This is a genomic window from Micromonospora sp. Mcm103 (genome assembly GCF_024519755.1).
Classification (GTDB): domain Bacteria; phylum Actinomycetota; class Actinomycetes; order Mycobacteriales; family Micromonosporaceae; genus Micromonospora; species Micromonospora aurantiaca.
On record NZ_JALJRJ010000001.1, the window covers coordinates 397534 to 423227 of the forward strand.

22 protein-coding genes are annotated in these 25694 nt (G+C 74.1%); 16 read left to right on the forward strand and 6 right to left on the reverse strand.

What is annotated here, in order from left to right; translation table 11 throughout:
- Positions 1–24: 24 nt before the first annotated feature.
- On the reverse strand, positions 25–1518 hold the full coding sequence (locus tag OC439_RS01890; protein WP_262011882.1) for an HtaA domain-containing protein: 1494 nt from the start codon (positions 1516–1518) through the stop codon (positions 25–27).
- A 193-nt stretch (positions 1519–1711) separates the two neighbouring features.
- On the opposite strand from OC439_RS01890, the gene OC439_RS01895 reads away from it, so the two are divergent.
- From OC439_RS01895 to OC439_RS01925, 7 genes are all read left to right on the forward strand, one after another.
- Complete coding sequence (locus tag OC439_RS01895) at positions 1712–2548, forward strand: neocarzinostatin apoprotein domain-containing protein (protein WP_262011883.1); 837 nt, start codon at positions 1712–1714, stop codon at positions 2546–2548.
- On the forward strand, positions 2545–3579 hold the full coding sequence (locus OC439_RS01900; protein ID WP_262011884.1) for a hemin ABC transporter substrate-binding protein: 1035 nt from the start codon (positions 2545–2547) through the stop codon (positions 3577–3579). Before OC439_RS01895 ends, OC439_RS01900 begins: the two co-directional genes overlap by 4 nt.
- Complete coding sequence (locus OC439_RS01905) at positions 3576–4679, forward strand: FecCD family ABC transporter permease (RefSeq protein WP_262011885.1); 1104 nt, start codon at positions 3576–3578, stop codon at positions 4677–4679. The genes OC439_RS01900 and OC439_RS01905 overlap by 4 nt, the downstream gene beginning before the upstream one ends.
- Entirely contained in the window at positions 4676–5545 is an 870-nt protein-coding gene (locus OC439_RS01910; protein ID WP_262011886.1) for a heme ABC transporter ATP-binding protein, read from the forward strand. Before OC439_RS01905 ends, OC439_RS01910 begins: the two co-directional genes overlap by 4 nt.
- A gap of 3 nt (positions 5546–5548) precedes the next feature.
- The gene (locus OC439_RS01915) at positions 5549–6214 is read left to right on the forward strand and encodes a heme oxygenase (biliverdin-producing) (protein WP_262011887.1); all 666 of its coding nucleotides are present in this window, start codon (positions 5549–5551) and stop codon (positions 6212–6214) included.
- A complete protein-coding gene (locus tag OC439_RS01920) occupies positions 6211–6516 on the forward strand; it encodes a DUF2470 domain-containing protein (protein WP_013286808.1) in 306 nt (101 codons plus the stop codon). The genes OC439_RS01915 and OC439_RS01920 overlap by 4 nt, the downstream gene beginning before the upstream one ends.
- A 68-nt stretch (positions 6517–6584) precedes the next feature.
- Complete coding sequence (locus OC439_RS01925) at positions 6585–7796, forward strand: sugar efflux transporter (RefSeq protein WP_262011888.1); 1212 nt, start codon at positions 6585–6587, stop codon at positions 7794–7796.
- 6 nt (positions 7797–7802) lie between these two features.
- On the opposite strand, the gene OC439_RS01930 is transcribed toward OC439_RS01925, so the two are convergent.
- On the reverse strand, positions 7803–8453 hold the full coding sequence (locus OC439_RS01930; protein ID WP_262011889.1) for a class I SAM-dependent methyltransferase: 651 nt from the start codon (positions 8451–8453) through the stop codon (positions 7803–7805).
- 196 nt (positions 8454–8649) lie between these two features.
- On the opposite strand from OC439_RS01930, the gene OC439_RS01935 reads away from it, so the two are divergent.
- From OC439_RS01935 to OC439_RS01960, 6 genes are all read left to right on the forward strand, one after another.
- Positions 8650–8964 (forward strand): rhodanese-like domain-containing protein, encoded by a 315-nt coding sequence (locus OC439_RS01935; protein ID WP_262011890.1) that lies wholly within the window; start codon positions 8650–8652, stop codon positions 8962–8964.
- Between the two features lie 50 nt (positions 8965–9014).
- Positions 9015–9359 (forward strand): rhodanese-like domain-containing protein, encoded by a 345-nt coding sequence (locus tag OC439_RS01940; RefSeq protein WP_194799443.1) that lies wholly within the window; start codon positions 9015–9017, stop codon positions 9357–9359.
- Between the two features lie 36 nt (positions 9360–9395).
- The gene (locus OC439_RS01945; RefSeq protein WP_262011891.1) at positions 9396–10775 is read left to right on the forward strand and encodes an MBL fold metallo-hydrolase; all 1380 of its coding nucleotides are present in this window, start codon (positions 9396–9398) and stop codon (positions 10773–10775) included.
- A gap of 123 nt (positions 10776–10898) precedes the next feature.
- Complete coding sequence (locus OC439_RS01950) at positions 10899–11129, forward strand: DUF2188 domain-containing protein (RefSeq protein WP_013286814.1); 231 nt, start codon at positions 10899–10901, stop codon at positions 11127–11129.
- A gap of 235 nt (positions 11130–11364) precedes the next feature.
- The gene (locus OC439_RS01955; protein WP_262011892.1) at positions 11365–16830 is read left to right on the forward strand and encodes a carboxyl transferase domain-containing protein; all 5466 of its coding nucleotides are present in this window, start codon (positions 11365–11367) and stop codon (positions 16828–16830) included.
- 139 nt (positions 16831–16969) lie between these two features.
- Complete coding sequence (locus OC439_RS01960; RefSeq protein ID WP_135240588.1) at positions 16970–17362, forward strand: SCO5389 family protein; 393 nt, start codon at positions 16970–16972, stop codon at positions 17360–17362.
- A 44-nt stretch (positions 17363–17406) separates the two neighbouring features.
- On the opposite strand, the gene OC439_RS01965 is transcribed toward OC439_RS01960, so the two are convergent.
- Positions 17407–17811: a Fur family transcriptional regulator gene (locus tag OC439_RS01965; protein WP_194799099.1), complete on the reverse strand. Its 405-nt coding sequence runs from the start codon at positions 17809–17811 to the stop codon at positions 17407–17409.
- A gap of 229 nt (positions 17812–18040) precedes the next feature.
- Between OC439_RS01965 and OC439_RS01970 the strand changes: the two genes are divergently transcribed.
- Genes OC439_RS01970 through OC439_RS01980 form a run of 3 tightly spaced genes read left to right on the forward strand, consistent with a single transcriptional unit; the run spans position 18041 to position 20489 of the window.
- Positions 18041–18634 carry a copper chaperone PCu(A)C gene (locus OC439_RS01970; protein ID WP_262011893.1) on the forward strand — a complete coding sequence of 198 codons (594 nt, stop codon included), beginning with the start codon at positions 18041–18043 and terminating at the stop codon, positions 18632–18634.
- Entirely contained in the window at positions 18631–19863 is a 1233-nt protein-coding gene (locus OC439_RS01975; protein WP_262011894.1) for a Dyp-type peroxidase, read from the forward strand. The genes OC439_RS01970 and OC439_RS01975 overlap by 4 nt, the downstream gene beginning before the upstream one ends.
- A gap of 20 nt (positions 19864–19883) precedes the next feature.
- Positions 19884–20489, forward strand: a complete 606-nt coding sequence (locus OC439_RS01980) for a copper resistance protein CopC (RefSeq protein ID WP_262011895.1) — start codon at positions 19884–19886, stop codon at positions 20487–20489.
- A gap of 54 nt (positions 20490–20543) precedes the next feature.
- Here the strand turns inward: OC439_RS01980 and OC439_RS01985 are convergent, their stop codons facing one another.
- From OC439_RS01985 to araA, 3 genes are all read right to left on the reverse strand, one after another.
- The gene (locus tag OC439_RS01985) at positions 20544–21533 is read right to left on the reverse strand and encodes a LacI family DNA-binding transcriptional regulator (RefSeq protein WP_209310301.1); all 990 of its coding nucleotides are present in this window, start codon (positions 21531–21533) and stop codon (positions 20544–20546) included.
- Positions 21534–21850: 317 nt separating this feature from the next.
- Positions 21851–23929 carry an RICIN domain-containing protein gene (locus OC439_RS01990; protein ID WP_262011896.1) on the reverse strand — a complete coding sequence of 693 codons (2079 nt, stop codon included), beginning with the start codon at positions 23927–23929 and terminating at the stop codon, positions 21851–21853.
- 246 nt (positions 23930–24175) lie between these two features.
- Complete coding sequence (gene araA / locus OC439_RS01995; RefSeq protein WP_262011897.1) at positions 24176–25678, reverse strand: L-arabinose isomerase; 1503 nt, start codon at positions 25676–25678, stop codon at positions 24176–24178.
- Positions 25679–25694 lie beyond the last annotated feature (16 nt).

The window sequence follows — 25694 nt, forward strand, 5'->3', positions numbered from 1 at the left end:
ACCAGGTCCGACCCGGTCGGTGAATCAGGAGAGGGTCAGGGTGAGCGTGGCGACGTAGTCGCCCGCCGCGGCGGACGCCGGGACACCGAGGTTGAGCTCGGCGCCGCAGGCGAAGACGCCGTTGCTGGTCCCGGCTCCGGCCGTGCACAGGGCGCGGGCCTCACCGAGACCGGCGCCGGGAGCGGCCACCGCACCCGGGGTGACGGCGCCGGTGGTGCCGCCCAGCGGGTCGTCCACCACGTTCGCCGTCGGCGCCCAGCCGAGGTAGTTCCCGGCGATGACGCCACCGGCGGCGGAGGTGAAGTCGGAGACCTGTCCGACCAGGCTCCAGCCGGTGCCGGCGCCGCGCAGGTCGGCCACCGTGGCCGTGTTCAGCGGCGCCCGTGCGTACTCGCCCTTGCCGACCGGCGGCAGGGCGACGTTCGCTCCGGCCACGCTCAGGCTGAGCGGGCCGCCGGTCACGGTGCTGGTGATCCGCTGCTGGGCCGAGTTCCCACCCGCCCCGGTCCGGGTGAAGGTGATCGGGGTGAACGTGTCCTGGCGGCGGTCGGCCGAGCCGCGGGCGGCGAAGGTGATGACGTAGCACTGCACCTCGGTGCAGTCCACCTCGTCGCCGTTGCGGTCGGTGTAGACGGCGCTGATCGGCAGCGTCGTGGTGAAGCTGCCGTCGGCGGCCATCCGGTCCCGGGCGTCGGTCGGCTCGTTGGTCTTGTTGACCCACTTGGTGACCTGGAGGACGCCGGCGTTCGCCCAGTGCTCGTCGACCTTCGGTCCGAACGAGACGTAGATGCCCGCCCCGTTGTTGACGTCCGGGTCGAAGCCGGTGCCGCGTACGGCGACGGTCGCCCCGGCGGGGTCGAGGCCCTGGGCCGGGTCGACGGTCACCGCCGGGGTGGCGGGCGCGGTGCCGCCGGCCGTGGTGAACGTGAACGACACCGGGTCCAGCGCCTCACCGGCGGCGTAGAAGCCGTTGAACGCGCCGGCTCCCACGCTGGTGAGCGCCGCGGCGAGGTTGCTGCCCGTCACCGTGTTCCCGCTGGTGGCGGGAGCGCCGGTGAGGGTGGCGATGGTGGCCTGCTTCACCGAGACCGGCTCGGTCATCGTGGTGGCCAGGTCGACGTCCGCCTTCAGCGAGGCGGTGCCGCCGGAGACGGCGACCGTCGGGTTGGCCAGCGTGATGGTCAGCAGGTGCGCCGGGTACGAGAACACCACGGTGCCGCCGTACGTGGCGTTCGTCGTACCGGCGGCGGCGTCGTGCGTGCCGCCGGTCGACGGGAACGTGAACGTGCCGTCGGCGTTGACACTGGCGCCGTTGCTGACAGCGATCGGCGGGTCCCCGTTGCCGGCCTTGACGTAGTTGCGGAAGCTGGCCTTGAAACCCCAGTTCAGGCTGCCACTGGCGATCTCGGCCTCGGCCGCCGAGGCGGGTCCGGTGCCCACGAGCGCGCTCGACACGCCGAGGGCGAGCACCGCCGCCCAGCGCATCGACCGGAGGGCTCCGGCTCTGGATCTGAACATGCTGTTCCTCTCGGGAGGGGAAGCGAAGGTATTAGGTTAGGCAAACCTAAGATGATCGGGCGATCCGCGAAGCGTCTCAAGATCTTCAGCCGAACGGACCCCTTGCCACCTGCGCGTTTGCCACTTAGGTTAGCCAAACCTAAGCAACTGCTCGGCCGGTGCGCCCGGCCGGACCTGTCGTGTGAGGAGTCCGATGCGAGCACGGCGCCGCACCATCTGGACCACCGTTCTGCTCACCGCCGCCGTCGTCGCCACGCCCGCGCCGGCCCACGCCGGCACCGCCACCGGCAGCGGCGGTCAGAAGCTCACCGTCACCCCGAGCACCGGCCTGAGCCGCTCCGGCGCCACCGTGTCCGTCTCCGGGCGCGGCTACGACGTCGACAAGGGCATCTACGTCGCGTACTGCGTCGACAACGGACCGGGCGTGGCGGCCACCCCGTGCGGCGGCGGCGCCGACACCACCGGCAGCCTCGGCGCCTCGCAGTGGATCTCGTCGAACCCGCCCGCCTACGCCGAGGGCCTGACCAAGCCGTACGGCCCCGGCGGCTCCTTCTCGGTGGCGGTCAAGGTGACCCCCACCATCGGCGACGTCGACTGCACCGTCCGGCGGTGCGCGGTCGTCACCCGCGCCGACCACACCCGGCCCTCCGACCGGTCCCAGGACGTACGGGTGCCGGTCACCTTCGCCGCGGGCGCCACGAGCGCCCCGCCGAAGGCCGGCCCGGCGCCGAAGGCGACCACGCCCGCCGCCACGCCCCGGACCACCACCGGACAGGACGCGCCGGCGCCGGCCGTCTCCGGCAGCGCGCCGGCCGCAGCGGGCGCGGCAGGGGCGACGGGAGCGGCGGGCGCCGCGCCCGGAGCCGGGGCGCCGTCGCAGGCCGCGGCCTCCGACCTCCACGTCACGCGGGTCAGCGACACCTCCGGGGCCGGACGCGGATGGACAGTCGGGGTGGTGGCCGCCGCACTGGCCCTGGTTGTCCTGGTCGCCCTCGGCCGGTGGCGGCGCCGTCGCGGTGCCGGCCGGTGAGCCGCCCGCACCGGCGACCGGGCCGCCGACCGCTCGTCGCGCTGCTCGCGCTGACCATGGCGGCGACCGGCTGCGCCGCGCCGGGCCGATCGGGTACGCCGACCGCCTCCGGCTGCGGCCCGGTCACCGCTACGGTGGACGACGCCGACGTCGACCCGGTCCGCCCGGCGCCCACGCCCGCGCTGCCGGCCACCGTCCGCTCCGGCGACGGCACGACGGTGACTGTCGACGACGTCAGCCGCATCCTCCCGGTGAACCTGCACGGCTCGATCGCCGAGATCGTCTTCGGCCTCGGCCTGGGCGGCAACGTCATCGGGCGGGACACCTCGACCACGTTCCCCGCCGCCGCACACCTGCCGGTGGTCACCCCGGGCGGGCACGACCTCTCCGCCGAGGCGGTGCTCGACCTCGACCCGAGCGTCGTGCTCGTCGACGACGGCGTCGGGCCGCCCGAGGTGCTGCGCCAGCTCCGCGCCGCCGGCATCCCGGTCGTGCGGGTACCTGCCGAGCCGACCCTCGACGGCGTACCGGCGCACATCCGCGCGATCGCGGCGGCGCTCGGCGTACCCGAGGCCGGGGAGCGGCTGGTGACCCGCGTGCGGAGCGAGATCGCCGAGGCCCGGCGTACCGCCCCGGCGGGCCGAGCGCCGAGGATCGCGTTCCTCTACCTGCGCGGCACCGCCGGGGTGTACCTGATCGGCGGCCGGGGCGCCGGGTCCGACGCGATGATCGAGGCGATCGGCGGCGTCGACGCCGGCAGCGCCGCCGGGCTGTCCAAGTTCCGTCCGCTGACCAGCGAGGGCCTCATCAACGCCGCGCCCGACGTGATCCTGGTGATGAGCGCCGGGCTCGCCTCCGTCGGCGGCGTGGACGGCCTGGTCGAGCTGCCCGGCGTGGCGCAGACGCCGGCCGGGGCCAACCGGCGCGTCGTCGACATGGCCGACGGCACGCTGCTCACCTTCGGCGTCCGATCCGGCCGGGTCGTCCAGGCCCTCGCCCGCGCCGTCTACTCGTGCGAGGACCCGTCGTGACCACGCTACGGAAGCGGCCCGCGCCCGCCGCCGCCCCGGCGACGGTCACCGGCGCGCCCCGGTCCCCCGGCCGGCGGGGCACCGTACTGGTGGCCGGGCTCGGCGTCGCCCTGGTGCTCGTCGCCCTGCTGGCGGCCGGGCGCGGCCAGGTGGCGATCTCCCCCGCGGAGGTGCTCGGCTCCGTGCTGCACCGCCTCGGGCTGGACCTCGGTCCGCTGCCGTCGGCGGCACAGGGCGAGAACGCGCTCTGGATCGTCCGCTTCCCCCGGGTGCTGCTGGCGGCCGTCGTCGGTGCCGCCCTCGGCTGCGCCGGCGCGGTCATGCAGGGCGTCTTCGGCAACCCGCTCGCCGAGCCCGGCGTGATCGGGGTGTCGGCCGGCGCGGCTGTCGGCGCCGCCCTGGCCATCGTCACCGGCGTCACCGTCGTGGGCGGATGGACCGTGCCGCTCGCCGCCTTCGCCGGCGGCCTCGCCACCACCTACCTGGTGTACGCGCTGGCCCGCTCCGGGGGCCGGACCGAGGTGGTGACGCTGGTCCTGACCGGCGTCGCGGTCAACGCGGTCGCCGGCTCGGTGATCGGGCTGCTCATGTTCGTCACCGACCAGTCCGGCGTGCAGGCCATCGCGTTCTGGAACCTCGGCAGCCTCGCCCAGGCCAGTTGGACGGCAGTCGGTCTCGCCGCGCCGTGCCTGCTCGCCGGCCTCGCCGTCGCCTGCGCCGACGCGCGCCGCCTCGACCTGCTCGCGCTCGGTGAACCCGCCGCGCGGCACCTCGGTGTCAACACCGAACGCCTGCGGCTGCGGCTGATCGTCGTCACCGCGCTGCTCGGCGCCGCCGCTGTCGCGTTCACCGGCATCATCAGTTTCGTCGGACTGGTCGTGCCGCACCTGATCCGGATGGTCGCCGGACCGGGCCATCGGGTGCTGCTGATCGCCAGCGCGCTCGGCGGGGCCGTCGTGGTGATCGGCGCCGACCTCGCGGCGCGTACCCTCGTCGAGCACCAGGAGCTGCCCCTCGGCGTGCTCACCGCGGTCATCGGCGGTCCGGCGTTCTTCTGGCTGCTGCGCCGCACTCGCGACCGGGCCGGAGGCTGGGGATGAGCCTTCCGCGTACGCCACGCCGGTTCGCCGCCGCCCGCCCCCCGGAGACGGCGCCCGCCGGGCACCTCCGGATCGGGGTGGCGGGGCTGCGCGTCGAACGCGCCGGCCGGCCCGTGCTCGACGGGATCGACCTTGAGGTACGCGCCGGCGAGGTGCACGCCCTGGTCGGGCCGAACGGCGCCGGGAAGTCGACGCTGCTCGGCGCGATCAGCGGTGACGTACCGGCCGCCGCCGGCCGGATCGAGGTCGACGGGCTGCCCCGCGAGTCGTGGAGCCCGGTGGAGCTGGCCTGGCGCCGCGCCATCCTCGCCCAGCGCAACACGCTCAGCTTCCCGTTCACCGTCGGGGAGGTGGTGCGGATGGGCCGGGCGCCGTGGGCCGGGCGACCCGAGCGGGAACAGGACGACGCCGTCGTCGCCGACGTGCTCGAACGCTGCGACGTCGCCCGCTTCGCGGCCCGGCCGTACCCCGCGCTGTCCGGCGGCGAGCAGGCTCGCGCCGCGCTGGCCCGGGTCCTGGCGCAGCGGGCCACCACGCTGCTGCTCGACGAGCCGACCGCCGCGCTCGACCTGCGGCACCAGGAACTGGTCATGCACATCGCCCGGGAGCGGGCCCGCGCCGGGGACGCCGTGGTCGTGGTGCTGCACGACCTGACGCTGACCGGGGCGTACGCGGACACCGTGACCCTGCTCGGCGACGGACGCGTCCGCGCCGCCGGGGCACCGCGCGAGGTGCTCACCGCCCCGCTGCTCAGCGAGGTCTACCGGTACGACATCGACGTCGTCCCCCACCCCCGTGACGAGCTGCCGCTGATCGTGCCCCGACGGGGCCGGCCCGCAAGACCGTCAGTCGACGAGGAGAGATAGCAGATGGATACCCAGACGTTCGCGGCCCGGCTGCGCGCCGAGACGCGCGACGCGCACCGGAGCGCCGAGTCCCAGCGGTACGTCTCCGCGCTCACCGCGGGTGAACTCGACGTGGCCGGCTACACCGCGCTCGTCGTCGCGCACCACGGCATCTACGCGGCGCTGGAGGGCGTCGCGGAGACGATGCGCGACGATCCGCTGGCCGGCCCGTTCGTCGACGACGCGCTGACCCGGCTGCCCGCGCTCGCCGCCGACCTGCGGTTCCTGCTCGGGCCGCGCTGGCGCGAGGTGATGGAGCCGATCCCGGCCGCTGTCGCGTACGCCGCGCGGATCACCTCGGCCTGCGCCGGATCGCCCGAGCGGTTCATCGCGCACCACTACATCCGCTATCTCGGCGACCTGTCCGGCGGGCGGCACATCGGGCGCTGCGTGGCCCGGTACTACGGGGTGACCGGCGAGGCCGGGGCGTCGTTCTACCACTTCCCGCGGATCAGCGACCCGAAGTCGTACAAGGACGCCTACCGGGCGAGGCTGGACGCGCTCACGCTGGACGAGGCCGGCCGCGCCGCGCTGCGCGACGAGGTGCTGGTGGCGTACGAGCACAACATCGCGGTCTTCACCGACCTGGGTCGCCTGGCGGCGGCGAACGGCCGGGAGGGCGCCGCGTGAGCGCCGGGTTTCCGCCGGAGGTGGTCGCCGCCGTCAGCCGGCACATGAACGACGACCACGCCGGGGACGCGCTGCTGATCTGCCGTACGCTCGGCGGCCGGCCGGACGCCACCGCGGCCCGCACCACCGGCCTGGACGCCGACGGCATCGACTTCGCCGTCACCGTCGGCGGCACGGAGGTCCCGGTGCGCGTCCCGTTCGCCCACCGGCTCACCGAACGGGCGCAGATCCGCCGGGAGGTGGTGCGCATGTACCGGGAGGCCTGCGACCGGGCCGGCGTACCGCCCCGACCGGCCGGCTGAGCACCGGGACTGTCCGGGCTGCGGAAACCCGGTCGGCCGCCGCGCCGCCGCCGCGTACAGTCCGCCGCATGGCTGTGGACACGAGGCCGGCGGTGCGCGCCGGCCGATTCCGGCTGCTCCCGCTGGGTGTGGTCTTCCTGACCGTCGGTCTGTCCACCGCCGTGGTGCTGCCGTTCCTGTCGCTGTTCCTCGACCGGGAGGTCCACGCCAGTCCGGTACGGGTGACCGTGTTCCTGGTCGTCGCCCCGCTGTCCGGGGTGGTCGCCTCCGCGCTGATCGGCCGGCTGTCGGACCGCCTGCCGATCCGGCGCGCGCTGCTTGTCGGCGCCGCGCTGGCCGGTGTGGTGGGCGCGGGGACGACCGCGTACGTCCGCGACTACTGGATCCTGCTGGGGCTGACCGCCACCGCCACCGCGCTGGCGAACTCGCTGTTCCCGCAGTCGTTCGCGTACACCCGGGCGCTGTTCGACAGGGACGATCCGACGCGGGCCGCGTTCGGCGTCAGCCTCATGCGTACCGTCTTCTCGGTCGCCTGGGTGGCCGGGCCGGCGCTGGCCGCGGTGCTGCTCGACGTCGGCGGCTTCCGCCTGGTCTACGGCATGGCCGCCGTCATGTACGCGCTGGCCGCGCTGGTGGCCGCGTTCCGGCTGGAGGAACTGCCGCTGCCGGCGCGGCCGGTCGCGGCCGATCCGGACGGCGCGGTGCCCGGCCCGCCCGGCCCGCCCGGCGCGTCCCGGCTGCGGCTGGCGCTGACGGCGCTCGCGTTCGTCCTGCTCCAGTGCCCGCTGACGGTCGGCGTGCAGGCGATGCCGCTGTTCATCGACACCGAACTGAACGACGACCCCTCCCGCGCCGGGCTGGTGCTGGGCCTGTGCGCGGCGCTGGAGATCCCGCTGATCCTCGGGCTGGGCGCGCTGACCGCGCGGGTCCGGCTGCGGCCGCTGATCCTGGTCGGCGGCGCCTGCGGGGTCGCCTACTACGCGACCGCCGCGCTGGCGCCGAGCGTGCCGTTCCTGCTGTTCGCGCAGCCGGTGAACGCGCTGTTCATCGCCGCGGTGTCCGGCGTCGGCATCGCCTACGTGCAGGATCTGCTGCCGGGCGAGCCGGGCCGGGCCACCACGCTGTTCACAAACACGTTCCCGATCGGCGCCATGCTCGCCGGGCCGCTGCTCGGGCTCTCCGCGCAGGTCGGCTACCGGTGGGCGTACGGCATGAGCACCGCGCTGTGCGCGGCCGGGCTGCTGGTGCTGCTGCTGACCCGGCCGACGGCCCGGGCCTGACCGGGGTCAGCGGCGCCGCACCAGGACCACGTGGTCGATCAGCTCGCCGGTCTGGCCGTCCGGGCCGGTGGCGGTACGGCGCGCCGCGCCCAGCCGCTCGGTGTCCCAGCCGTCCGGGTCGAGGTTCATCGCGGCCAGGATCTCCTCGGGTTCGGCGAACCGGTGGTGGCCGGTGTCGGGCCCGGCCCAGGGCGGCGGCGCGCCGTGCTCGACGACGAGCAGCCGGCCACCGGGCGCGACCGCCTCGGCCGCCGGGGGCAGCACCGTCTCCCGGGGCAGGACCAGCGGCGACTGGAAGAACTGCGCGGACACCAGGTCGTACCGGCCGGGCGGGAAGCCCTGGGTGAGGTCGTGCCGGACGGTGGTGATCCGCTCCGCCACCCCGGCCCGCTCGGCCTCCACGGCGAGGCGGTCCAGCGCGACGGACGAGATGTCCACGGCGGTGACCCGCCAGCCGTGCGACGCCAGCCACACCGCGTCGCCGCCCTCACCGCTGCCCAGGTCGAGCACGGTGCCCGGGGGCAGCGTGGCGGCCACCTCGGCCAGGACCGGATTGACCCGGCCGCTCCAGATCCGGTCGCGCTGGCCGTACCGCTCGTCCCAGAAGCGGGCCGGGTCGGTGTCCGCCGCCGGATGCTCGTGGTGGTGCCCCGTCATGTCTGCCTCCTCGCCGCCGGGCGTCTCCCGTCCGGGCCCCGCCATCGTGCGCCGCCGCCGACCGGACAGCAAGGAACCTTGCCGTTCCGGCAAACGAGCGCACCGGACGAGCGGGGGGTGGCGGACGGCCGGACGCCGCGCTACCGTCGAGAGCAGATACCCCCGGGGGTATAGCTGATCCGGAAGGAGAACGCCCATGCGCGAGGTCGACCTGACCACGTTCGCCACCGCCCACGCCGACGGGGCGACGGTCATCGACGTCCGGGAGACCGCCGAGTACCTCGGCGGCCACGTCCCCGGTGCCTGTTGTGTGCCGCTGGGTCATCTGCCCGCCCAGATGACGCAGGTGCCCCGCACCGGCACCGTCTACGTGATCTGCGAGGCCGGCGGACGCAGCCGGGTCGGCGCCGAGCTGCTCGAACGCGCCGGCGTCACCGCCCTGTCGGTGACCGGCGGCACCTCGGCCTGGGTGCGCTCGGGCCGCCCGGTAACCGCCGGCAGCCGGCCGTGACCAGCCGTCCGGAGACGGCGGCCGCTCCGCGCACCGGCTTCCTCCGCCGCCTGCTCGGCCCGCGCGTCGCCCGGGTCACCCCGGCGGAGGCGGCGGCGCTGTCCGGCGCGGGCGCGCTGCTGCTCGACGTCCGGGAACCCGCCGAGTGGCGGGCCGGACACGCCCCCGGCGCCCGGCACATCCCGCTCGGCCAGCTCGCGGACCGGCTGTCCGAGGTGCCGGCGGACCGGCCCGTGGTGACCGTCTGCCGGTCCGGCGCGCGGTCGCGACGGGCGGCCAAGCTGCTCGCCGCGGCGGGCCACGAGGTGCACGACCTGACCGGCGGCATGCGGGCGTGGACGAACGCCGGGCTGGCGGTACGAGCCAAGGGCGGCAGGCCGGGCCACGTGGCCTGAGCAGACCCCTCATCACCAGGAGAAGGAGCACTGCCGATGTTGTTCACCCAGTACTACCTCGACTGCCTGTCCCAGGCCTCGTACCTGATCGCCGACGACCGCACCGGCCGCGCCGTGCTCGTCGACCCGCGCCGGGACATCGACGAGTACCTCACCGACGCGAAGGCGCACGGCCTGACCATCGAGGGCGTCGTCAACACCCACTTCCACGCCGACTTCCTCGCCGGGCACCTCGAGGTGGCCGCCGCGACCGGCGCGTGGATCGGCTACGGGAGCCGGGCCGAGACCGAGTACCCGAGCCGCAAGCTCACCGACGGCGAACGGATCAGCCTCGGCGACGTGACCCTGGAGATCATGGAGACCCCGGGCCACACGCCGGAGTCGATCAGCATCCTGGTCTACGAGCACGCCGACGACCCGGTCCCGTACGGCGTGCTGACCGGCGACGCGCTGTTCATCGGCGACGTGGGCCGCCCCGACCTGCTCGCCTCGTTCGGCGTGACCGCCGAGGAACTCGGCCGCATGCTCTACGACAGCGTGCAGCACAAGCTGATGGGCCTGCCCGACGAGGTGCGCGTCTTCCCCGCCCACGGCGCCGGCTCGGCCTGCGGCAAGAACCTGTCCACCGAACGGCAGTCCACCATCGGCGAGCAACGCCGCACCAACTACGCCTGCGCCCCGATGAGCGAGGAGCGCTTCCTCGCCCTGGTCACCGGCGGGCAGCCGGCCGCGCCCGGCTACTTCGCCTTCGACGCGGTGCTGAACCGCAAGGCGCGGGAGCTGTTCGACCACGCCCGGCCGGCCCGCCCGCTCACCCCGGCCGAGTTCCTGGCCGCCCGGGCCGACGGCGCCGTCGTGGTCGACGCCCGCGACCCGCAGGAGTACGCGACCGGGCACCTGCGCGGCGCGCTCAACGTGCCGGCCGACGGCCGGTTCGCCGAGACCGCCGGCAGTGTCGTCGCGCCGGACCGGCCGGTGCTCGTGGTGGCTCCGCAGGACCGGGAGGAGGAGATCGTCGTCCGCCTCGCCCGGATCGGCTTCGACCGGGTGATCGGCTACCTGCGCGAGCCCGAGGGCGCCTTCCTGGAGATGGTCGCCGAGATGACGCGGGCGAGCCGGGTCACCGCCACCGAGCTGCGCGCGGCCCTCGACGGTCCGGACGCGCCGGTGGTGCTCGACGTCCGCAACGCCGGGGAGCGGGAGCAGGGCGCGGTGGACGGCTCCCGGCACATCCCGCTGGCCGAACTGACCCACCGCCTCGGCGAGGTGCCCACCGGCCGGCCGGTCGTCGTGCACTGCGCCGGCGGCTACCGCTCCTCGGTCGCCGCCAGCCTGCTGCGCAACGCCGGGCACGCCGACGTGTCCGACCTGCTCGGCGGGTACGGCGCCTGGCAGGGCCTGCACGCCGCCGCGTGAACCACCGGGCCGGGCGGGGTCCCTCCCCCGCCCGGCCCGGATTGTCCGGCGCCGTCAGGATTAGCACTCCCCTCGCATGGGCAGACATTTGTCATCGGACACGCGAACGAGGGAGCTGACGGCATGGCGAAGGGCGACATCGACACCTACCAGCAGGACGGGCAGTGGAAGAACCGCCCGGAGGGCAACGAGCGCGCGACCAGCCGCCACGACACCAAGGCGGAGGCCGAGGCGGCCGGCCGGGAGATGGCGGCCGAGCGCGGCGCCGAGCACGTGATCAAGAAGCAGGACGGCACGATCGGCGAGAAGAACACGTACCCCCGCAGCCGCGACCCCCGGGAGATCCCGGGCTGAGCACGCAGCGCAGGCGATATACGGCGCCGGACCCGCTCGGGTCCGGCGCCGTATCGCGTACCGGCGGGTAGTGAGTGGCTGGCTAAAAACTTTTGTTCGGTTCCTACAACGGTCCCCGCTCAGGCTTCGGCCGTTACGACATGGCGCCGCCCGCGCACAGCCGGAAAGGTGAGGCGAGCCGGGGGCATCGCCGCGCCCGGCGCGCAGGAGTGGGTCAACCGAAGGGGACGGTCACGTGTTCACCCGTGTCGCCATCGTCAACCGTGGTGAGGCCGCGATGCGGCTCATCCACGCGGTCCGGGAACTGGCCGCGGAGACCGGCAGCCGGATCGAGACCGTCGCGCTGTACACCGACGTCGACCGTACCGCCACCTTCGTCCGCGAGGCGGACGTCGCCTACGACCTGGGCCCCGCGTCCGCCCGCCCGTACCTCGACCTGAAGACCCTGGAACGCGCGCTGGTCGAGACCGGCGCGGACGCCGCGTGGGTGGGCTGGGGTTTCGTGGCCGAGGACCCGGCGTTCGCCGAGCTGTGCGAGAAGATCGGCGTGACGTTCGTCGGGCCCAGCCCGGACGCCATGCGCAAGCTCGGCGACAAGATCGGCGCGAAGCTGATCGCCGAGGAGGTCGGCGTGCCGGTCGCGCCGTGGAGCCGCGGCGCGGTGGAGAGCCTGGACGACGCGCTGCGCGCGGCGGCCTCGATCGGCTACCCGCTGATGCTCAAGGCGACAGCCGGTGGCGGCGGGCGCGGCATCCGGGTGATCCGCAGCGACGCCGAGCTGGCCGACGCCTATGAGCGCACCAGCCAGGAGGCGGCGCGGGCGTTCGGCAGCGGCGTGGTGTTCCTGGAGCGCCTGGTCACCGGTGCCCGGCACGTCGAGGTCCAGGTGATCGCCGACGGTCAGGGCACCGCGTGGGCGCTCGGGGTACGGGACTGCTCGGTGCAGCGGCGCAACCAGAAGGTGATCGAGGAGTCCGCGTCGCCGGTGCTGAGCCCGGAGCAGACCGCGGAGCTGAAGGCGTCGGCGGAGCGGCTGGCGGTCGCGGTCGGGTACCGGGGCGCGGCCACCGTCGAGTTCCTCTACCACCCGGGCGACCGGCTGTTCGCGTTCCTGGAGGTCAACACGCGCCTGCAGGTCGAGCACCCGATCACCGAGTCGACCACCGGGTTCGACCTGGTCAAGGCGCAGCTGCACGTGGCCGGCGGCGGCCGCCTCACCGGTGAGCCGCCGGTCGAGCGCGGGCACGCGATCGAGGCGCGGCTCAACGCCGAGGACCCGGACCGCGACTTCGCGCCCTCCCCCGGCCGGATCACCCGGCTGGACCTGCCCGCCGGGCCCGGCATCCGGGTCGACACCGGGGTCAGCGAGGGCGACACCATCCCGGCCGACTTCGACTCCATGATCGCGAAGATCATCGCGTACGGCCGGGACCGGGACGAGGCGCTGGGCCGCCTGCGGCGGGCGATGGCGAACACCACTGTGGTCATCGCCGGCGGCGCGACGAACAAGAGCTTCGTGCTCGAGCTGCTCGACCAGCCCGAAGTGATCGACGCCAGCGCGGACACCGGCTGGATCGACCGGGTACGCGGCGAGGGCCGCCTGGTCGCGCACCGGCACTCCGCCGTCGCGCTGGCCGCCGCCGCGATCGAGGCGTACGAGGAGGACGAGACCGCCGAACGGCAGCGGCTGCTGTCCACCGCGGCCGGTGGACGCCCGCAGGTGCAGCATCGCAGCGGCCGGCCGCTGGACCTGAAGCTGCGCGGCGTGACCTACCGGATGCGGGTGGCCCGGGTCGGCGCGCACCGGTTCCGGGTCGGTGTCGAGGCCGGTGGCGGTGTGCGCACCGCGGATGTCGAGCTGGACCGCTTCGACCGGCACACCGGCCAGATCGCCGTCAACGGCGCAAGGTTCCGCCTGCTCACCGACACCCACGGCCCGGTCCACCTGGTCGAGGTGGACGGTGTGACGCACCGGATCAGCCGCGACGAGGGCGGCGTGCTGCGCTCCCCCATGCCGGCGCTGGTGGTCGCCACGCCGCTTCAGGTCGGCGCGGAGGTCGAGGCCGGCGCGCCGGTGCTGGTGCTGGAGGCGATGAAGATGGAGACGGTGCTGCGCGCGCCGTTCCGGGCCCGCCTCAAGGAGTCGTCGGTTCAGGTCGGCACCCAGGTGGAGGCGGGTGCGCCGCTGCTGCGTCTGGAGCCGCTCGCGGAGGAAGGCGCCGAGGCGGCCGCCGGCCCGGCCGGACCGGCTGTCGAGCTGGACCTGCCCACGGCGCCCGCGGACGTGCCGGCGCGGTCCCGGGCCGAACGCGGCCAGGAGGACCTGTGCGCGCTGCTGCTCGGCTACGACGTGGACCCGCACGACGAGCGGCGGGTGCTCGGCGACTACCTGGACGCGCGGCGGGCGGCCACCGAGGCGGGGCACCGGCCGCTGGCCGAGGAACTGGAACTGGTGAACGTCTTCGCCGACCTGGCGGAGCTGAGCCGTAACCGGCCCGGCGGCGACGACGGGCCGGGCGGGCACGTGCACAGCGCCCGCGAGTACTTCCACACCTACCTGCAGAGCCTCGACGTCGAGCGGGCCGGTTCGCCGGACTCGTTCCGGGCCCGCCTGGCCAAGGCGCTCGCCCACTACGGCGTCACCGAGCTGGACCGCTCCCCCGAGCTGGAGGCCGCGGTCTTCCGGATCTTCCTGGCCCAGCAGCGGGCCGCCGCCGACGCCACGGTGATCGCCGCGCTGCTGCGTTCCTGGCTGCGCGAGCCGCCGCCGGACGAGGCGCTGCGCGAGCCGGCCGGTCTCGCGCTGGAGCGGCTCGTCGCGGCCACCCAGGTCCGCTTCCCGGTGGTCGCCGACCTGGCCCGGGGCGTGGTGTTCGCCTGGTTCGCCCAGCCGCTGCTGCGCCGCAACCGGGCCCGGGTCTACGCCCAGGTCCGCACCCACCTGCGGCACCTCGACGCGCAGCCGGACGCGCCGGACCGCGCCGAGCGGATCGCCGAGATGGTGCGCAGCACCGAGCCGCTGGTCCGGCTGCTCGGCCAGCGCCTGGTCCGCAACGACGTGGACAACGCGGCCATGCTGGAGGTGCTGACCCGCCGCTACTACGGCAACAAGGCGCTCACCGAGGTCAGCACCCGCACCGCCGGTGGCTGCACGTTCGTGGTGGCCGGACGGGACGGGTCGAGCGTGGTCTCGGCCGCCGTCCGGTTCGACGCGCTCGGCGACGCGCTGCGCGGCCTGGCCGAGGTGGCCCGGGACTGCGAGGCCGTCGACGCGGACGTCTACCTGGCCTGGGAGAACCAGCCGGAGGACCTGGACGCCACCGCCGCCGCCCTGCTGGAGGTGGTGAACGCGCACCCGCTGCCGCAGCAGGTGCGCCGCCTCACCACCACTGTCGCCGGGCGTGCCGGCGCGGTGATGCACCACCACGTCACGTTCCGCCCGGCGCAGGGCGGCGGGATGGCCGAGGAGCGCCTGATCCGCGGCCTGCACCCGTACATCGCACAGCGGATGCAGCTGGAACGACTGCGCGAGTTCGACCTGACCCGGCTGCCGTCGCTGGACGAGGAGGTCTACCTGTTCCAGGCGGTCGCCCGGCAGAACCCGTCCGACCAGCGGCTGGTCGCGTTCGCGCAGGTGCGTGACCTGACCGGGCTGCGGGAGCAGGACGGCCGGCTGGTGGCGCTGCCGACCACCGAGGACACGGTGGCGGCCTGCATCGACTCGATCCGCCGGGCGCAGTCGAGGCGGCCGTCGAAGTCGCGGTTCCCGACCAACCGGATCGTCGTCTACGTGTGGCCGCCGAGCGAGCTGACCCGCGAGGAGATGGAGCTGATCGCCGGGCGGGTACGCCCGACCACAGTGGGCGCCGAGCTGGAGGAGATCCTGTTCATCGCGCGGCAGCGCGACCGGCGTACCGGCGAGCTGACCAAGGTCGGCGTGCGGATCACGTTCGACGTCACCGGGCACGCGCAGCTGACGGTGGGCGAGCCGCCGGCCGAGCCGGTCGAGCCGCTTGACGACTACCGGCTGAAGGTGCTGCGCGCGGCCGGGCGCAACACGGTCTACCCGTACGAGCTGACCGGCCTGCTCGGTGACTTCGCCGAGCACGACCTGGACGCCGACCACCGGCTCGTGCCGGTGGACCGGCCGAAGGGCCGCAACACGGCGGCGATCGTGGCCGGTGTGGTCACCACGCCGACGCCGCGGCACCCGCAGGGCGTGACCCGGGTGGTGCTGCTCGGCGACCCGACCAAGTCGCTGGGCGCGCTGTCCGAGCCGGAGTGCCGGCGGGTGATCGCCGCGCTGGACCTGGCGCAGCGGATGGGCGTGCCGCTGGAGTGGTACGCGCTGTCCGCCGGTGCCCGGATCTCGATGACCTCCGGCACCGAGAACATGGACTGGGTGGCCGCGGCGCTCAAGCGGATCGTCGAGTTCACCCAGGACGGCGGTGAGATCAACATCGTGGTGGCGGGCATCAACGTCGGCGCGCAGCCGTACTGGAACGCCGAGGCGACGATGCTCATGCACACCAAGGGCGTGCTGGTCATGACGCCGGACTCGGCGATGGTGCTCACCGGCAAGCAGTCGCTCGACTTCTCCGGCGGCGTCTCCGCCGAGGACAACTTCGGCATCGGCGGCTACGACCGGGTGATGGGCCCGAACGGGCAGGCGCAGTACTGGGCGCCGGACCTGCCGGCCGCGCGGGACGTGCTGATGGCGCACTACGACCACACGTACGTGGCGCCGGGCGAGGACGCCCCGCGCCGGGCCGTCACCATGGACCCGGTGGACCGGGACATCTGCGGCTACCCGCACGCGGTGGCCGGCAGCGACTTCGCCACGGTGGGCGAGATCTTCTCCGCCACCGCGAACCCGGACCGCAAGAAGCCGTTCGACATCCGTACCGTGATGCGGGCCCTCGCCGACCAGGACCACCCGGTGCTGGAGCGGTGGGCCGGCATGGCCGACGCGGAGACCGCTGTGGTGCAGGACGTGCACCTCGGCGGCATCCCGGTGTGCCTGCTCGGCATCGAGTCCCGCTCGGTGCCCCGGCACGGCTTCCCGCCCACCGACGGCCCGGACACGTACACCGCGGGCACGCTGTTCCCGCGCTCGTCGAAGAAGGCCGCGCGGGCGATCAACGCGGCAAGCGGCAACCGGCCGCTTGTGGTGCTCGCCAACCTGTCCGGCTTCGACGGCTCGCCCGAGTCGATGCGCAAGCTGCAACTGGAGTACGGCGCGGAGATCGGCCGGGCGATCGTCAACTTCCGCGGCCCGATCGTGTTCTGCGTGATCTCGCGCTACCACGGCGGCGCGTTCGTGGTCTTCTCCAAGGCACTCAACCCGGACATGACGGTGCTGGCGATCGAGGGGTCGTTCGCCTCGGTGCTCGGTGGCGCGCCCGCCGCCGCCGTGGTGTTCGCCGGCGAGGTCGCCGCCCGCACCGCCGCCGACGCGCGGGTACGCGACCTGGAGGCGAAGGTAGCCGCCGCGGCCGGAACCGAGCGGGCGACGCTCACCGCCGAGCTGGACGAGCTGCGCTCGTCGGTGCGGGCGGAGAAACTGGGCGAGGTGGCCGCCGAGTTCGACCGGGTGCACAGCATCCAGCGGGCGGTCGAGGTCGGTTCGGTCGACGCGGTGGTCCGCGCCGCCGAGCTGCGTCCCCGCGTCATCGAGGCGATCGAGGCGCGTCTGCGCTGACACGTCGCACCGCCGGACGGCGGGTGGGCCTTCGGGTCCGCCCGCCGTTTCGCGTGCGCCGGTAGTTGACGGGCCCTCCGCCGCGTGGTGTGCTCAATCGGTAATGGAAACCGTGTTCGTTAGCGATGACGGAGGACCCATGTCGCTCACCGTTCCGCCCGCCCTGCTGCGCGCCGCCGAGACCGGTCCCGTGGACGAGGAGGCGTTCGTCGCCTGCGTCCGTGACTCCCTGCCGTACGCCTGGGAGACGGTCAGCCGGGTGGCAGCCGACCTGGCCGCGTCCGACGCCGAGTTCGCCGACAACGTGGTGCCGCCGCCGGGCGACGCCGAGCGCGGGCAACTGCTGCGCGCACTCGCCAGCGACGCGATCCGCGCCGGTCTGGAACGGCACTTCGGGGTGACGCTGGCGTTCCAGAACTGCCACCGGGTGGCGGCGTTCCGCCCCGGCGCGGCCGGCTCCGAGGCGTACCGCCGGTTCACCTCCAGCCGGGGCCAGCTGCTCAACCAGTCCCCCACGCTGCGCAACTGCTGACCGGACGCACGGGCGGGCGGGCCACCGCCCGCCCGTGGCACCGCTCAGGCGGCGCAGCGGTCGCAGGTGCCGAAGATCTCCAGGGTGTGCCCGACGTCGGTGAAGCCGTGCTGCGCGGCGACCTGGTCGGCCCACCGCTCCACGGCCGGGCCGGCCACCTCCACGGCCCGGCCGCAGCGGCGGCAGACCAGGTGGTGGTGATGGCGGCTCTGGCTGCACCGCCGGTAGAGGTGCTCGCCGCCGGGTAGCCGCGCCGAGTCGATCTCGCCGTTGTCGACGAGCATCTGCAGCGTCCGGTACACCGTGGTGAGGCCGACCTTCGCCTGCCGCTGGACGAGCATCTGGTGCAGCTGCTGCGCGCTGTGGAAGCCGTCCAGCTCCCGCAGCAGCGCCAGCACCTCGGCGCGCTGCCGGGTGTTGCGGGTCGCCCCGGTCGTCACCTGGCTCACCGTCGCCTCCCTCGTCCGGGCACCCGCCCGGCACCCTCGTCCGGCCGCGGCCGCGCCCGGCGCGCCACGTGACACCCGAAACCATTATGCCTTCCGGCCACACCGCCGGTCCCCGGTCGGCGCCGGTCCGCCGGGCGGGGTGTGACGTGATCGACCACCCGGGCCGGAACTATCCGGCGTACCGCGCCGACAAACGGTACGAACACCGGATCTTCGAGGGGACGACGTCATGCCCAGCACCACCCGCCGCCGGTTCCTGCGCCCGGCGGCCCTGATCGGCGCCGCCGTGCTCGCCGCGTCGGTCACCGCCTGCGGGTCCTCGGACACGCCGTCCGCCGCCACGTCGTCCTCGGCTTCGGCGTCGGCCTCGGCTCCGGCGAGCGCGGCGGCGGGCGTGCTCACCGTCCGCGACCCCTGGGTGAAGGCCGCCGACAAGGGCATGACCGCCGCGTTCGCCACGCTCGCCAACGACGGCGACACCGACGTCACGATCACCGGGGTGACCACCGACGTCTCCCGGGCCGAGATCCACGAGATGGCCATGACCGACGGCAAGATGGCGATGCGGCAGAAGCAGGGCGGCGTCGTGGTCGCTGCCCGCTCCCAGGCCGCCCTGGAGCCCGGCGGCGACCACCTGATGCTGATGGACCTGACCCGCCCGGTGCGCCCCGGCGACCAGCTCGACATCACGCTCACCTTCGCCGACGGCCGGACCCAGACGTTCACCGCGGTGGCGAAGCCGTTCACCGGCGCCCAGGAGTCCTACGCACCCGGCCACGGTGAGTCCCCGATGCCGGAAATGAGCATGAGCCCGGCGTCATGAGCGACAGTCCCGCCACGGCCCGCCGGGTGAGCCGGCGCGGCCTGCTCACCGGCGGCGCGATGGCCGCCGGGGGCGCGCTGGCCGGCGCCGGCGCCCTCACCGCCGTCCGTTCCGGCACTGCCGGGGTACGCCCCGCCGAGCCCGTTCCGGTGGCCCAGGTGGGCAGCGCGGTCGAGCCGTTCCACGGCAGCAGGCAGTCCGGGGTCACCACCGACCCGCAGGCGCACGCCGCGTTCGTCGCGTTCACGCTGCGCCCCGGCACCGACCGGGCGGCGCTCGGGCGGATGCTGCGGCTGCTCTCCGACGACGCGGCGCGGCTCACCCAGGGCCGCCCGGCGCTGGCCGACACCGAGCCGGAACTGAGCGTCCTGCCGGCCCGGCTCACGGTCACGTTCGGCTTCGGTCCCGGGCTCTACGCCGCCGCCGGGCTCGACGACCGGCGGCCCGCCTCGGTGGCCGAGCTGCCCGCGTTCGGCATCGACCGGCTGCAACCCCGCTGGTCCGGCGGGGACCTGCTGCTGCAGATCTGCGCCGACGACCCGCTCACCGTCGCCCACGCCCAGCGGGTCCTGGTCAAGGACAGCCGTCCGTTCGCCGTCGTCCGCTGGGTGCAGCAGGGCTTCCGCCGGGCCGCCGGCGCCGAGCCCGGGCGTACCCAGCGCAACCTGTTCGGGCAGCTCGACGGCACCGCCAACCCGAAGCCCGGCACCCCGGCGGACACCGCGGTGTGGGTGACCGACGGACCGGACTGGCTGCGGGACTCGACCACGCTCGTGGTGCGGCGGATCAGCATGAACCTGGAGACCTGGGACCTGCTGGGCCGCACCGACCGGGAACTCGCCGTCGGGCGGCGCCTGGACACCGGCGCGCCGCTGACCGGCCGGGCCGAACACGACGAGCCGGACTTCGCCGCGCTCGGCCCCGACGGGCTCACCGTCATCCCCGACTTCTCGCACCTGACCCGGGCCCGCGTCATCGACGACCGGCAGAAGATCCTGCGCCGGCCGTACAACTACGACGGCGTGCCTACGCCCGAGGGCGACGCGGACAGCGGGCTCGTCTTCGCCTCGTACCAGGCCGACATCGCCGGTCAGTTCCTGCCCATCCAACGCCGGCTCGCCGAGCGCGACCTGCTCAACGAGTGGACCACCCCGATCGGCTCCGCCGTGTTCGCCGTACCGCCCGGCTGCCCCGAGGGCGGCTGGATCGGCCGGCAACTGCTCGGCTGACCAGCACAGGAAGGCGCGTCATGCGTACCCGTTCCGTCACCGCGCTGCTCGCCGCGGTCTTCACCGCCCTGCTGCTGGCCCCGGCCACGCCGGCGGCGGCGCACAACTCGCTCCAGGAGGCCACACCGGCGCGCGACGCCCGGCTCACCGCCGCGCCGACGCAGGTCACGCTGCGGTTCATGCAGGGGCTGAACCCCTCCTTCACCACGATCACGGTCAGCGACGCCGGCCAGCGTAAGGTCCCCACCTCCGCACCGGCGGTGAACGGTGCCACCGGCACGGTGACGATCGACGAGCCGCTGGGCAACGGCACCTACACGGTCGCGTACCGGGTGGTGTCCCGCGACGGCCACCCGGTCCAGGGGTCGTACCGCTTCACCGTGGCCGACCCGGCCGCGCCCGCGCCGTCGGCTCCCGCGTCGGCGGCGGCTCCACCGTCGGCGGCGGCTGCCGCGTCGGCCGGCGCAGACGCCGCGGGCGGGCCGGACGCCGCAGGCGCGCGGTCCGGCGACGACGGCCCGCCGGTCGCGCTGCTTGCGGGTGGGGCGGCCGCCGGTCTGCTCGTGGTCGCCGGAATCGTGCTGCTGATCGCGCGCCGGGCGCGCGCTCACCGCACGGACCACTGACGACCGGACCTCGCACGGCGGGGTCGGGCCACGGGCAGGCGGGCCGCTACCGCCTCAGCGGGCGGGCGGCGGGCCCACGCTGCGGCGCGGCACCAGCGTCGGCGCGATCGTCTGCCGCAGCGGCCCGACGGTCTGCGACTCGATCTGCGCCAGGAGCAGGTCCAGGCTCGCCGCGGCGACAGCGCCGAAGTCCGGCCGGACGGTGGTCAGCGGCGGGATGAAGTACGCCGCCTCGGGCACGTCGTCGAACCCGACCACGCTGATGTCGTCGGGGACGCGGCGGCCGTGCTCGTGCAGCGCCCGCAGCACGCCCAGCGCCAGGTGGTCGTTGGCGGTGAAGACGGCGGTGACCTCCGGCATCCGGGCCAGCATCTGCCCGCACCGGTAGCCCGCCGCAGCCGACCAGTCGGCATGGACCAGCGGCGGGATCTCGGCGCCGGCCTGCCGCAGCGCCTCGCGCCACCCCTCGATCCGCCCGGCGCTGTCGAACCAGTCCGACGGCCCGGACACGTGCCACACCGTGCGGTGCCCGGCGGCCAGGAGGTGCTCGGTGGCGGCCCGGGCGCCGGCGACCTGGTCGACTGTGACCAGCGGGATCGGCCGCCGCGGGTCGCCGTCGACAGTCACCAGCGGCACGTCCTGGGGCAGCCGTTCCAGCGCCTCCCCGGCGGACTCGACCGGTGCGATCACCACGATGCCGGCGACCCGGTGCGCCAGGTGCCGTTCCACGGCGGCCGAGATGGAGCGGTGGTCGAGGTCGCGGACGCTGCCGACGCTCACCGCGAAGCCGGCCTCGGCGGCGGTCTGCTCCAGCGCCGCGAGCAGCGATGCCGGGCCGTAGAGCGTGGTGTTCTGCGCGACCACACCGATCACCTGGGACCGGCCGGTCACCAGCGCGCGGGCGGCGCGGTTGGGCCGGTAGCCGAGTTCGGTGATGGCGGCCTGCACCCGCAACCGGGTCTGCTCACGCACGTTGGGATGCCCGTTGAGAACCCGGGAGACCGTCTGGTGCGATACCCCGGCGAGGCGGGCCACGTCCGTCATCGCAGGACCGCGCACGGCCACCTCACTTTCGCCACTGCCCGCGGCCACACCCGGTCGATCTCGACCGGACCGTCCCGGGTGGCGACAGTCTACGCCAGCGGTCCCATCGGTATCGGCACCGTCGATCGCCCGTTCCGGCCGTGGCGCGGCGATATCGGGGAATCGACAGGCGGCTCATTCCCTGCCGTTACGCAGTGGCACGAACAGGCAGCTCGGAGCGGGTGGAATTGCGCCCGGGGTGCGGCATTTCCGGCGATTGCCAGAGCCGCACCCCGGGTTGTCGAAGATGTGTCAACGGCCGCGAATAGTGACCGTTGTCACGGTGTCGTCAGCGAGAACTGCCGCACCGTCACCGCGCCGCCGAGGGATTGGGTGGCGTAGTTGAAGAAGCCGAACCGGTAGCCCATGAAGAACTGCCACGCGTTGTTGAGCGTCAGCGCGTTACCGAGCGACACGAAGTTCACCCCGTCGGTGCTGTAGGAGAACCGCGCCTGCCGGCCCGAGCCGGGCCGGATGTCGGCGTTGGCCCGCAGCCAGATCCGACCGCCGGACACCGCCGCGCCGGCGATCTCCGTACCGGTGCTCGTGGTGTTCCAGTTCGAGCCCATGGTCAGGCCGTTCGTCATCACCACGCGGGTCGCGCCGTTGTCCCGCCGTACGCCGATCCAGGCCGAGCTGTCCCGCAGCATCGCCAGGCCGGCCCGGTCACCGTCGCGCATGGTCGAGTAGTCCAGCTCGATCGTGCCGGTCGAGGTCGGCCCCTGGATGCGGTGGGTGAGCGTGTTGCGGGCCCGGTACAGGTCGTTCGTGACGGTGGCGGTCTGCAACCGCAGGCCGTTGTCCACCGACCACCTGCTGTTGTCCGGGTTGTGGTTCCACTCGTACTGCGGGCCGAGCGTGGTGCCGGAGAACGTGTCGGTGCCGGTGAGCGGCTTGACCGGGCGGGTCGGCAACGGGTTGGGGTAGCTCGCGCCCCAGGCGCCGTTGACGGTCTGCACCTGCGGCCAGCCGTCGGAGGTCCAGGTGATCGGCGCCAGCGTCGGCATCCGGCCGCCCGGGTACGCGTCGGTGAACGCCATGTAGTACCAGGCGCCGGTCTGCGTCTGCACCAGCCCGCCCTGGTGCGGCACGCCGCCGCCGGAGATCGGGCCGGGCAGGTTGAGCAGCACCTGCCGCTGCTCGTACGGGCCGAACGGGCCGTTCGTGGACTTCAGCACGTACTGGCCGTTGGCCGGCCGGGTCAGCCAGATGTAGTACGCGCCGTTGCGCTTGTAGAAGCGCGCGCCCTCCAGCGTGCCGATGCTCGACGGCGTCTGGTAGACCTGCTGGGCCCGGACCTGGCTGCGCCCGTCGGCGGAGAGCTGGGCCACGCTGATCGTGCCGTTGCCGTACGCGACGTACATGGTGTCGTTGTCGTCGATCAGCATGCCGGCGTCGTAGTAGCAGTTGGGGATGGTGGTCAGGCGGTTCCACGCGCCGTCCACGGCGGTGGCGGTGTAGATGTGGGTCTGCGCGAAGTCGATGCACCCGGCCCAGTAGAACGTGCGGTTGCTCGGCCGGTAGTTCAGCGTCGACGCCCAGATGCCGTCCACGTACGCCTGCTCGCCGGCGCTCAGGTCGTACTTGGTGCCGAACTCCAGCCGCGGCACCGAGTGGCCGGCGAACTCCCAGTTCACCAGGTCCCAGGAGCGCAGCACCGGCGCGCCCGGCGAGTAGTGCATGGTGGAGGCGGACATGTAGTAGACGTCGCCCACCCGGATGATGTCGACGTCGGCGAAGTCCTGCCAGACGGCCGGGTTGGTGAAGCTGCCGCCCGGGGTGCCCGGGTTGCCGGGGTTGTCGCCGACGCGGACGAGCTGCCACTGCTGGTTCGCGCCGTTCCAGTCGTCGTACTGCACGATGTTGCCGCCGTCCGCGGTGGAGGCGTTCTGCACCTCCATCACCTTGTTCGAGTTCCGGTTGATCAGCCGGACGTACCCGCCGTCGGAGTCGGCCAGCCGGAACTGCTGGTTGGTGCCGCCGTGGTCGGTCCACTGGACCACCGCCGCGCCGTTGGCGGTGGACGCGCCGGTCACGTCCAGCACCTTGCCGGAGTGCCGGGACCGCAGCCGGTAGTAGCCACCGCCGGAGTCCACGAACTGCCACTGCTGCCAGGCACCGTCGTTGCGCGTCCACTGGGTGATCCGCGCCCCGTCGTTCGTCGCCTGGTTGTACAGGTCCAGCGCCTTGCCGCTGTTGCGGTTCACCAGCACGTAGTACGCGCTGGTGTCCACGGTGGCCGCGGAGACGGGCGCGGGCACGGCGCCCACCACCACGCCGCCGACAAGCAACGCCACCACCCCGGCCAGCAGCCGGGACAGGCGTCCACGTCCACGGGACAGTCGAGCCGTCACCATGATCCTCCTTCGTCGACCGGAGCCCGGGCACGGCGGCACGCGCCGACGACGTCGGCGTTATCGCTAACAGCGATGCCCACCCAGGCGGGAGTCGGATCCCTGGCAACTGCGGCGCAGATCGCGCCCGGAACGGCCCGCGAGCGGTGCCGGTGACCCTATCCATCGACTGTGAGCGATAACATGCCGTACGTCAAGGCGTAACACGGGGCACCGCCGCGCGGGCCGGCACGGCCGGCCGGCGAGGGCTCAGAAGCCCCGGGCGAGCCGGTAGTACGCCTGGTTCCAGCGCAGCTCGTCGGCGAAGCGGTGCGGACGCGTCTCGGCGTCGATGACCACCAGCTCGGTGCGGGCCATCTCGGCCAGGTCGCGCAGTTCCTCCACGCCGACGGCCTGGGACAGCACGGTGTGGTGCGGCGCGCCCGCGGTGATCCACGCCTCCGCCGAGCCGGCCAGGTCGGGCTGCGGACGCCAGACCGCGCGCGCCACCGGCAGCCGGCGCAGCGGATGCGGCGGCGGCACCACGTCCACCGCGTTCGCGACCAGCCGGAACCGCTCCCCCATGTCCGCCATGCCCAGCACGACCGCCGGACCGGGCGCGGCGTCGAAGACCAGGCGTACCGGGTCCTCCCGGCCGCCGATGCTCAGCGGGTGCACCTCCGCGCTCGGCACGTCGGCGGCGATGCTCGGGCACACCTCCAGCATGTGCGCGCCGAGGATCAGCTCCTGGCCGAACGTCAGGTCGTAGGTGTAGTCCTCCATGAACGAGGTGCCGCCCGGCACGCCGACGGCCATCGCCTTGAGCGTGTGCACCAGCACCGACGTCTTCCAGTCCCCCTCGCCACCGAAGCCGTAGCCCTCGGCCATCAGGCGCTGCACCGCGATCCCGGGGAGCTGGCGCAGCCCGCCGAGGTCCTCGAAGTTCGTGGTGAACGCCCGGAACCCGCCGGCGTCGAGGAACGCGCGCAGGCCCAGCTCCTGGCGCGCCGCGTACCGCAGCGAGTCGTGCCGGTCCCCGCCCGGCCGCAGCTCGGCGGCCACGCGGTAGGTGTCGTCGTACTCCTTGACCAGGTCGTCGACCTGCGCGTCGGGCACCTGGTCGACGGCGGCGACCAGGTCGTTGACGCCGTAGGTGTTCACCGAGACGCCGAAGCGCAGCTCCGCCTCGACCTTGTCCCCCTCGGTGACCGCGACGTCGCGCATGTTGTCGCCGAAGCGGGCCAGCCGCAGCGTCCGCACCGCCGACCAGCCGATCGCGGCGCGGGCCCAGGCCGCGACCCGCCCGACGACCCGGGGGTCGGTGACGTGCCCGGCGACGGTCTTGCGCGCCACCCCGAGCCGGGTCTGGATGAACCCGAACTCCCGGTCGCCGTGCGCGGCCTGGTTGAGGTTCATGAAGTCCATGTCGATGTCGTCCCACGGCAGCGCCACGTTGGCCTGCGTGTGCAGGTGCAGCAGCGGCGTGCGCAGCGCGTCCAGCCCGGAGATCCACATCTTGGCCGGGGAGAACGTGTGCATCCAGGCGATCACCCCGACCGCGCCCTGCGCGGCCGCGTCCCGGCAGGCGGCGAGGATGTCCGCGCTGGAGGTGAGGACCGGCTTCCAGACCACGCGTACGGGGATGTCCGGCGACTCGTCCAGGCGCGCGGCGATCTGCCGGGACTGCTCGGCGACCTGCCGCAGGGTGTCCTCGCCGTAGAGGCCCTGGCTGCCGGTGAGGAACCAGACCTCGGGCTGGGGGTGAGTTGCCATGTTGTTGCCTTCCGCG

Coding starts and splice junctions, on each gene's coding strand:
- OC439_RS01980 (WP_262011895.1), top strand. CDS start 19,884: ATGCGTACCCGTTCCGTCACCGCGCTGCTCGCCGCGGTCTTCACCGCC.
- OC439_RS01890 (WP_262011882.1), bottom strand. CDS start 1,518: ATGTTCAGATCCAGAGCCGGAGCCCTCCGGTCGATGCGCTGGGCGGCG.
- OC439_RS01970 (WP_262011893.1), top strand. CDS start 18,041: ATGCCCAGCACCACCCGCCGCCGGTTCCTGCGCCCGGCGGCCCTGATC.
- araA (WP_262011897.1), bottom strand. CDS start 25,678: ATGGCAACTCACCCCCAGCCCGAGGTCTGGTTCCTCACCGGCAGCCAG.
- OC439_RS01960 (WP_135240588.1), top strand. CDS start 16,970: ATGTCGCTCACCGTTCCGCCCGCCCTGCTGCGCGCCGCCGAGACCGGT.
- OC439_RS01975 (WP_262011894.1), top strand. CDS start 18,631: ATGAGCGACAGTCCCGCCACGGCCCGCCGGGTGAGCCGGCGCGGCCTG.
- OC439_RS01915 (WP_262011887.1), top strand. CDS start 5,549: ATGGATACCCAGACGTTCGCGGCCCGGCTGCGCGCCGAGACGCGCGAC.
- OC439_RS01935 (WP_262011890.1), top strand. CDS start 8,650: ATGCGCGAGGTCGACCTGACCACGTTCGCCACCGCCCACGCCGACGGG.
- OC439_RS01950 (WP_013286814.1), top strand. CDS start 10,899: ATGGCGAAGGGCGACATCGACACCTACCAGCAGGACGGGCAGTGGAAG.
- OC439_RS01930 (WP_262011889.1), bottom strand. CDS start 8,453: ATGACGGGGCACCACCACGAGCATCCGGCGGCGGACACCGACCCGGCC.
- OC439_RS01925 (WP_262011888.1), top strand. CDS start 6,585: ATGGCTGTGGACACGAGGCCGGCGGTGCGCGCCGGCCGATTCCGGCTG.
- OC439_RS01990 (WP_262011896.1), bottom strand. CDS start 23,929: ATGGTGACGGCTCGACTGTCCCGTGGACGTGGACGCCTGTCCCGGCTG.
- OC439_RS01985 (WP_209310301.1), bottom strand. CDS start 21,533: ATGACGGACGTGGCCCGCCTCGCCGGGGTATCGCACCAGACGGTCTCC.
- OC439_RS01945 (WP_262011891.1), top strand. CDS start 9,396: ATGTTGTTCACCCAGTACTACCTCGACTGCCTGTCCCAGGCCTCGTAC.
- OC439_RS01910 (WP_262011886.1), top strand. CDS start 4,676: ATGAGCCTTCCGCGTACGCCACGCCGGTTCGCCGCCGCCCGCCCCCCG.
- OC439_RS01895 (WP_262011883.1), top strand. CDS start 1,712: ATGCGAGCACGGCGCCGCACCATCTGGACCACCGTTCTGCTCACCGCC.